The sequence below is a fragment of the Spirillospora sp. NPDC049652 genome (assembly GCF_040675125.1).
In the GTDB taxonomy this organism is placed as follows: domain Bacteria; phylum Actinomycetota; class Actinomycetes; order Streptosporangiales; family Streptosporangiaceae; genus Spirillospora.
This window is the reverse complement of record NZ_JBFAOF010000333.1, coordinates 1-7,106: the sequence shown is the minus strand read 5'-3', so window position 1 is coordinate 7,106 and position 7,106 is coordinate 1. Positions and strand designations below refer to the sequence as shown.

Below are 7,106 nucleotides of genomic sequence, written 5' to 3'. Positions count from 1 at the left end.
GAGCCGTCGGTCGCGGGCCCGCCCGGGCCGCGCGCCCGGCGGGGGGCGGGCGGCTGGGCGGGACTCGGTGTCGCCGCGTCCGCGTCCGCGGACACGGTCGCTGCGGCGCGCGTCGGCGCGGTGCGTCGGCGGGGCACTGCGGCCTCCCTGGTGGGGATGCGGGGATCGGGGCTCATCGGCTGACTTCGACGTTCTCCAGGACACCGAGCGCGTCCGGCACGAGGACGGCGGCGGAGAAGTACGCGGACACGAGGTAGGACATGACGGCGCGGTCGTCGATCCCGGTGAACCGGGCCGACAGGCCGGGCTGCAGCTCGTCCGGCAGGCCGGTGCGGTGCAGGCCGATCACGCCCTGGTCGCTCTCCCCGATCCGCATCGCCAGCACCGCGCTGGTGCCGCGGTCGCTGATCCGGATCTTGTCGCACGGGAAGATCGGCACGCCCCGCCAGGACATCAGCCGGCGGCCGAACCGCTCGACCGTCCCCGGATAGACGCCCTGCCGGGTGCACTCGCGGCCGAACGCCGCGATCGTGCGCGGGTGCGCCAGGTAGAACCTGGTGCCGCGGCGGCGGCTCAGCAGGTCGTCCATGGCCTCGGGGGTGGGCGGGCCGGACCGGGTCTGGATCCGCTGCTTCAGGTCCGCGTTGTTCAGCAGGCCGAAGTCGCGGTTGTTGATCAGCTCGTCCTCCTCCCGCTCGCGCACCGCCTCGACGGTCAGCCGCAGCTGCTGCTCGACCTGGTCCATCGGGTGGCTGTACAGGTCGGCGACGCGGGTGTGGACGCGCAGCAGCGTCTGCGCGACGCTCAGCTCGTACTCGCGCGGGGCCGGCTCGTAGTCGGCGAACGTGCCGGGCAGGACGGGCTCGCCCTCGTGCCCGGACGCCAGCTCGATCTCGGCCTCGCCCTTGGCGTTGGTCGGCGGCCGGGGCGCGTCCGCGAAGGACGCCAGCCGCTCGCGCAGCTCCGGGTGGCGGCCGAGCAGCTCGCCGATCTGGTCGTTCGACAGGACCAGCACGGTCGTCGGCGTGACCGCCCGGTAGGCGTGCTCCCACTCGCCCGGCGCGGGCTGCAGCGCCGCCGCGCCGAAGTAGCGGCCGTCGGCGAGCAGGTCGAGCACGACCTCCGCACCGTACTCGCCCCGGCCGACCTGCTCGACCTTGCCGTGCGCGATGAGCACGACGCGGTCGACCGTGCCGCCGGGCTCGACGATCACGTCGCCGGGCTCGTACTCGCGCTGGACGAACCGGCCGGCGGCGTCCTGCAGCAGCGGCTCGTCCACGCCGGCCAGCTGCGGCAGCTCGGCCAGCTCGGCCGGGATCACGCTGACCGACGCGCCGGTGTTGACGAACTCCACGACACCGTCGCCGACGGTGTGCGCGAGACGCCGGTTCACCCGGTAGGAGCCGCCCGGGACCTCGACCCAGGGCAGCAGCCGCAGCAGGTAGCGGGGCGTGATGCCCTGCATCATCGGCGCCGACTTGGTGGTCGTCGCCAGGTTCCGCGCCGCGCGGGTCGACAGGCTCAGCCGGCCCTCCCCGTCGGCGGTGGCGTCGGGCTCGGGGCCGGGCCCGGCGGCGGGCTCGTTGGCGGTGGCGGTCACTGCGCCACCCCGATCTCCACGCTCTCCAGGACGGCGAGCGCGTCCGGCACCAGCACGGCGGCGGAGTAGTAGGCGCTGACGAGGTAGGACATGATCGCGTGCTCGTCGATGTGCATGAAGCGGACCGACAGGCCGGGCTGGACCTCGTCCTTCAGGCCGGTGCGGTGCAGGCCGACGACGCCCTGCGCGGCCTCGCCGGTCCGCATCAGCAGGACCGAGCTGGTCCGGGTCCGGCTGATCGGGATCTTGTTGCAGGGGAACAGCGGCACCCCGCGCCAGGCCGGGATGTGGTGGCCCTGGACCTCGACCGGGTCGGGGTAGACGCCCCGGCGGCTGCACTCGCGGCCGAACGCGGCGATCGTGCGCGGGTGCGCGAGGAAGAACGCGGGCTCCTTCCACACCAGGGTGAGGAGCTCGTCCATGTCGTCCGGGGTGGGCGGGCCGGACCGGGTGTAGATGCGCTGCCGGAGGTCGGCGTTGTGCAGCAGGCCGAAGTCGCGGTTGTTGACGAGCTCGTGCTCCTGCCGCTCGCGCAGCGCCTCGACGGTCAGCCGCAGCTGCTGCTCGACCTGGTCCATGGGCTGGCTGTACAGGTCGGCGACGCGGGTGTGCACGCGCAGGACGGTCTGCGCGACGCTCAGCTCGTACTCGCGCGGGAACGGCTCGTAGTCCACGAACGTGCCGGGCAGGACCGGCTCGCCCTCGTGCCCGGCGGCGAGCTCGATCTCGGCCTCGCCCTCGGGGCTGGTCGACGGGCCCGGCTCGTCCCGGTGCGACTCGACGTGCTCGCGCAGCCCCTCCGACCGCTCGGCCAGCTCGCGGAACCGGGACACCGGCAGGGTCAGGAGGGTCACGGCCGTGACCGCCCGGACCGAGTACTCCCACTCCCGCTCGTCGCCGCGCAGGGCGTCGGCGCCGAAGAAGTCGCCGTCGGCGAGGACGCCGAGGACGGCCTCGCCGCCGTACTCGCCGCGCCCCACGCGCTCGAGCTTGCCGTGCACGACGAGCACCACGGTGTCGACGGGCCGCCCCTCGGTGACGATGACGTCGCCGGGCTCGCGCTCCTGCTGCTCGAACCGGCCGGCGAGCTCGCCGAGGACCTCCTCGTCCTCGTAACCGCGCAGCACCGGCAGCTCGCCGAGCTCCAGCGGGATGACCTGGACGTCGGCGCCGGTCTGCACGAACTCGACCCGGCCGTCCCCCACGGTGTACGCCAGCCGCCGGTTGACCCGGTACGCGCCGCCCGCGCACTGCACCCACGGGAGCAGCTTGAGCAGCCAGCGCGAGGAGATGCCCTGCATCTGCGGAACGGACTTGGTCGTCGTCGCGAGGTTCCGCGCCGCCGTCGTCGCCAGGCTCCGCTGCTGCTGCTGTTGGTCCGTCTGCTGCTGTTCGGTCACGCTGGACACCACCGTTCCGAGACTTGGTCGGCCGCTGAGGGGCGTGGTCGCGCGCACGGTCATCCGCGGGACCGGCGCGTGGCCGGTCGGTGGACCGCGTGCAGCAGTGACATTACTCAGCGTAAGCACATTGACACAACGGAAGTATTACCTCACCTTGAGTCACACAAAAGACGGTCCTCAGGAAAGCCTTACCGTCCCTTGACCGAGTCGCCGCACCGGAACCGCCGTCCCGCCGTCCTTCCGGGTCGAGCGGGAAAGCGGACGACCCGGCGATCACGCAGTGTGATCGCCGGGTCGCGGCGGGACGGGAAGGGCCTTACAACCCGTCAGGAAGTTCGGGGAGCCGATCGGTGCGCTGCGGGTCCCGGGCGCCGCCCGCCCCCTCGGCCGGCGCGCCAGCCGGGGCGCCGCCCGACGCGGCGGCCGGGCCGCCGAGCAGCTCGTCGGCCAGGTCCATGACCGGCTCGTCCGCGAGGTCCTCGTCGTCGGGGATCATCAGCAGCGCCTGGGTGGTCTGCGACTCGCGGGTGATCACGCCGCTCGCCAGGATCGTGTTGCGGTGCCGCAGCGCCCCGTTCTCCCGCAGCAGGTCGTCGTTCTCCCGGCGGGCCCTGGCCAGCCGCCTGGCCATCCGGGCGTAGACGACGAAGCCGCCGACCGCCAGGCCGAGCACGAGGGCCGCCACCGGCGCCCCGAGCGAGTGCGGGAGGGCCAGCGCCGCCCCGGCCGCCACCACCATCGCCACCACCGCGGCGACCGCGCCGAAGTGCTGCTCCGCCCAGTCGAGGGCCGCGTTGACAGGCTTGGGGATCCTCAACTTGGACTACTCCTCCGTGGACGGGACGGCGACGGGCTTCCCTTGAACGTTACCGTCCCGCAACCAGGGCCGACCCTGACACAGTGTGACGAACGCCTCTCCCGTGGAGGCGCATAAGATGCGAGCACCGCTCCGCGCGCAATATCGTCGGAGGAATGAGCGAACACTTTGACGTCGTGGTCCTGGGCTCGGGCCCGGGTGGCTATGTCGCCGCGATCCGCGCGGCCCAGCTCGGCCTGAAGACGGGCATCATCGAGGAGCGGTACTGGGGCGGTGTCTGCCTCAACGTCGGCTGCATCCCCTCCAAGGCGCTGCTGCGCAACGCCGAACTGGCCCACATCTTCACCACCGAGCAGGACAAGTACGGGATCAAGGCCGAGGGCCCGGTGTCGTTCGACTACGGGGTGGCCCACAAGCGGAGCCGTCAGGTCTCGGAGAAGCTCGTCAAGGGCGTCCAGTTCCTGATGAAGAAGAACAAGATCACGACCTTCGACGGCCGTGGCACGTTCACCGACGCCAACACCCTGCAGGTCGCCAAGAAGGACGGCTCGTCGGAGACCGTCACCTTCGACAACTGCATCATCGCGGCGGGCGCGCACACCCGCCTGCTGCCGGGCACCGAGCTGTCCGAGCGCGTGGTGACCTACGAGGAGCAGATCCTCTCCTCGGAGCTGCCGGAGAGCATCGTCATCGCGGGCGCGGGCGCCATCGGCGTCGAGTTCGCCTACGTGCTGCACAACTACGGCGTGAAGGTCACGATCGTCGAGTTCCTCGACCGGATGGTCCCGAACGAGGACGCCGACGTCTCCAAGGAGCTGAACCGGCGCTACAAGAAGCTGGGCATCGAGGTCCTCACCTCCACCCGGGTCGACGCGATCGACGACTCCGGCGAGAAGGTCAAGGTCACGATCACCGGCAAGGACGGCGCCCAGAAGGTCCTGGAGACCGACAAGGTGCTGCAGGCCATCGGCTTCGCCCCGAACGTCGAGGGCTACGGCCTGGACAAGGCCGGCGTCCGGCTCACCGACCGCGGCGCGATCGACGTGGACGGCCGCTGCCGCACGTCGGTCCCGCACATCTACGCGATCGGCGACGTCACCGCGAAGCTGATGCTCGCGCACGCCGCCGAGGCCATGGGCATCGTCGCCGCCGAGACCATCGCGGACGCCGAGACCATGGAGATCGACTTCGTCATGGTGCCGCGCGCCACCTACTGCCAGCCGCAGGTCGCGTCCTTCGGCTACACCGAGCAGCAGGCCCGCGACCTCGGCTACGACGTGAAGGTCGCCAAGTTCCCCTACAGCGCCAACGGCAAGGCGCTCGGCATGGGCGAGGGCGACGGGTTCGTCAAGCTGGTCTCGGACGCCAAGTACGGCGAGCTGCTCGGCGGCCACCTGATCGGCCCCGAGGTCACCGAGCTGCTGCCCGAGCTGACCCTGGCCCAGCAGTGGGACCTGACCGTCCACGAGGTCGCCCGCAACATCCACGCCCACCCGACCCTGGGCGAGGCCGTCAAGGAGGCCGTGCACGGTCTCGCCGGCCACATGATCAACCTCTAGAGGCCAGCCCGCCACGGCGCTCACACCGGCCGTCCCCGCCACCGCGCGGGGGCGGCCGCGTGCGTTCGCGGGCCGGTTCCGGAGGCCGTCCGGCGGCACGCAACGAATCGCCGGGCGCAGGCCCATACGCGCAACGAAACTCCTGGTCAGCGCAATTTCGTGGGCTTGGGCAACGGACGCGGCGTTCCTAGGCTTTCGATCATCTGATGGCCCGTGGACTGAGCAGGAGCGCGTGTCATGACCGTCACCCCGGCGATGGAGCCGACCGAGCCGTCCGTCGCACCCGTGTCCGTACCGATGCCCGAAGCGGTGCCCGTCTCCGTGCCCGCCCCGGCGTTCCCGGAGCGGACGGCGCTCCGGCGGCACTACCTGATGTGCCGCCCGGAGCACTTCGCGGTCACCTATGCGATCAACCCCTGGATGGACCCGTCGGCGGGCGCGAGCGCCGAGCTGGCCGTCGCGCAGTGGGAGGCCCTGCGCTCCGCCTACCTGGCCCTCGGGCACGAGGTCAGCCTGATCGACCCGATCCCGGGCCTGCCGGACATGGTGTTCGCCGCCAACGGCGCGCTGGTCGTGGGCGGACGGGCCTACGGCGCCCGGTTCACCTTCGCCGAGCGGGCCGCCGAGGGCCCGGCGTACAGCGCGTGGCTGCGGGCGAACGGCTTCCCCGACGTCAAGGAGCCCGAGCACACCAACGAGGGCGAGGGCGACTTCCTCACCCTGGACCGGCTGATCCTCGCGGGCACCGGCTTCCGGACGGACCTCGGCGCGCACCAGGAGGCGCAGGAGTTCCTCGGCCGCCCGGTGGTCACGCTGCGGCTGGTGGACCCGCGCTTCTACCACCTGGACACCGCGCTGTTCCCGCTGGACGGGGAGAACGTCGCCTACTACCCGGGGGCGTTCTCGCCCGGCAGCCGCGCGGTGCTGGAGCGGCTGTTCCCGGACGCGGTGCTCGCCTCGGAGCAGGACGCGGCGGTCCTCGGCCTGAACGCGGTGAGCGACGGCCGGAACGTGGTGGTGAACGCGGAGGCGAACGGGCTGATCGCGACGCTCGGCGAGCACGGCTACCACCCCGTCCCGGTGGACCTGTCGGAGCTGCGCAAGGCCGGTGGCGGGCCGAAGTGCTGCACGCTGGAGCTGCGGGCACTCTGACCCGGATGACCCCGGTTCGCCCGGTTCGCCGGGTGTCCGGGACGATGGGGGCATGCTGCTCGCGGACCTCCACGGCCACCTTCCGTTCGACGGCGCCGACAACGTGCGCGACCTGGGCGGGCATCCGCTGCCCGGCGGCGGGACGACGGCGCGCGGCCGGGTGCTGCGCGCCGACGCCCTGACCCGGCTCAGCGACGCCGACGTGCGGCGGCTGGCGGAGTTCGGGGTCCGGACGGTCGTCGACCTCCGGACCCCCATGGAGGTGGACACCAACGGCCGCGACCGGCTCCCGGACGGCGTGCGGACCGTCCACCTGCCGGTCGGCGGCGGCAACCTGGGCGTGTTCTACGAGGTGATCGGCAGCCGGGACGCCGAGCGGCAGCGCGCGGCGTTCGCCGAGGGCCGGCTCGAGAACCTCATGATCGACATCAACCGGACGTTCGTCCGGGACGAGACCGAGCGCGGCCGGTTCGCCGAGGCGGTCCGGCTGGCCGCCGACCCGGATTCGGTGCCGCTGCTGTTCCACTGCACCGCGGGCAAGGACCGCGGCCAGCCAGCCGGTGCGGTCCTTGCCC

The 7,106-nt window shown here is 72.3% G+C and carries 7 protein-coding genes; 4 read left to right on the top strand and 3 right to left on the bottom strand.

Translation table 11 applies throughout. The features are described from left to right. The coding region (locus tag AB0J52_RS21150) for a hypothetical protein (RefSeq protein ID WP_500183387.1) at positions 1 to 183 on the top strand (183 nt) is incomplete at its 5' end. On the opposite strand, the gene AB0J52_RS21145 is transcribed toward AB0J52_RS21150, so the two are convergent. From AB0J52_RS21145 to AB0J52_RS21135, 3 genes are all read right to left on the bottom strand, one after another. Beyond that, positions 173 to 1,600: a family 2B encapsulin nanocompartment shell protein gene (locus AB0J52_RS21145; protein ID WP_500183385.1), complete on the bottom strand. Its 1,428-nt coding sequence runs from the start codon at positions 1,598 to 1,600 to the stop codon at positions 173 to 175. The genes AB0J52_RS21150 and AB0J52_RS21145 overlap by 11 nt on opposite strands. After that, positions 1,597 to 3,000 carry a family 2B encapsulin nanocompartment shell protein gene (locus AB0J52_RS21140; protein ID WP_500183383.1) on the bottom strand — a complete coding sequence of 468 codons (1,404 nt, stop codon included), beginning with the start codon at positions 2,998 to 3,000 and terminating at the stop codon, positions 1,597 to 1,599. The genes AB0J52_RS21145 and AB0J52_RS21140 overlap by 4 nt, the downstream gene beginning before the upstream one ends. 319 nt (positions 3,001 to 3,319) lie before the next feature. Next, positions 3,320 to 3,820, bottom strand: coding sequence for a hypothetical protein (locus tag AB0J52_RS21135; protein WP_500183382.1), 501 nt, complete (start codon positions 3,818 to 3,820; stop codon positions 3,320 to 3,322). Between the two features lie 155 nt (positions 3,821 to 3,975). Here AB0J52_RS21135 and lpdA point away from each other — a divergent pair, with 155 nt between their 5' ends. The 3 genes from lpdA to AB0J52_RS21120 form a co-directional block, all read left to right on the top strand. Beyond that, positions 3,976 to 5,379: a dihydrolipoyl dehydrogenase gene (gene lpdA / locus AB0J52_RS21130; protein WP_500183381.1), complete on the top strand. Its 1,404-nt coding sequence runs from the start codon at positions 3,976 to 3,978 to the stop codon at positions 5,377 to 5,379. A gap of 297 nt (positions 5,380 to 5,676) precedes the next feature. Further along, positions 5,677 to 6,531, top strand: coding sequence for a dimethylargininase (gene ddaH, locus AB0J52_RS21125; protein ID WP_500183389.1), 855 nt, complete (start codon positions 5,677 to 5,679; stop codon positions 6,529 to 6,531). Between the two features lie 52 nt (positions 6,532 to 6,583). After that, positions 6,584 to 7,106: tyrosine-protein phosphatase (locus AB0J52_RS21120; protein ID WP_500183380.1), on the top strand; the 523-nt coding region annotated here is incomplete at its 3' end.

What these genes read in the sequence shown, in the direction of transcription:
- ddaH (WP_500183389.1), top strand. Translation starts at nt 5,677, where the DNA reads ATGCCCGAAGCGGTGCCCGTCTCCGTGCCCGCCCCGGCGTTCCCGGAG.
- lpdA (WP_500183381.1), top strand. Translation starts at nt 3,976, where the DNA reads ATGAGCGAACACTTTGACGTCGTGGTCCTGGGCTCGGGCCCGGGTGGC.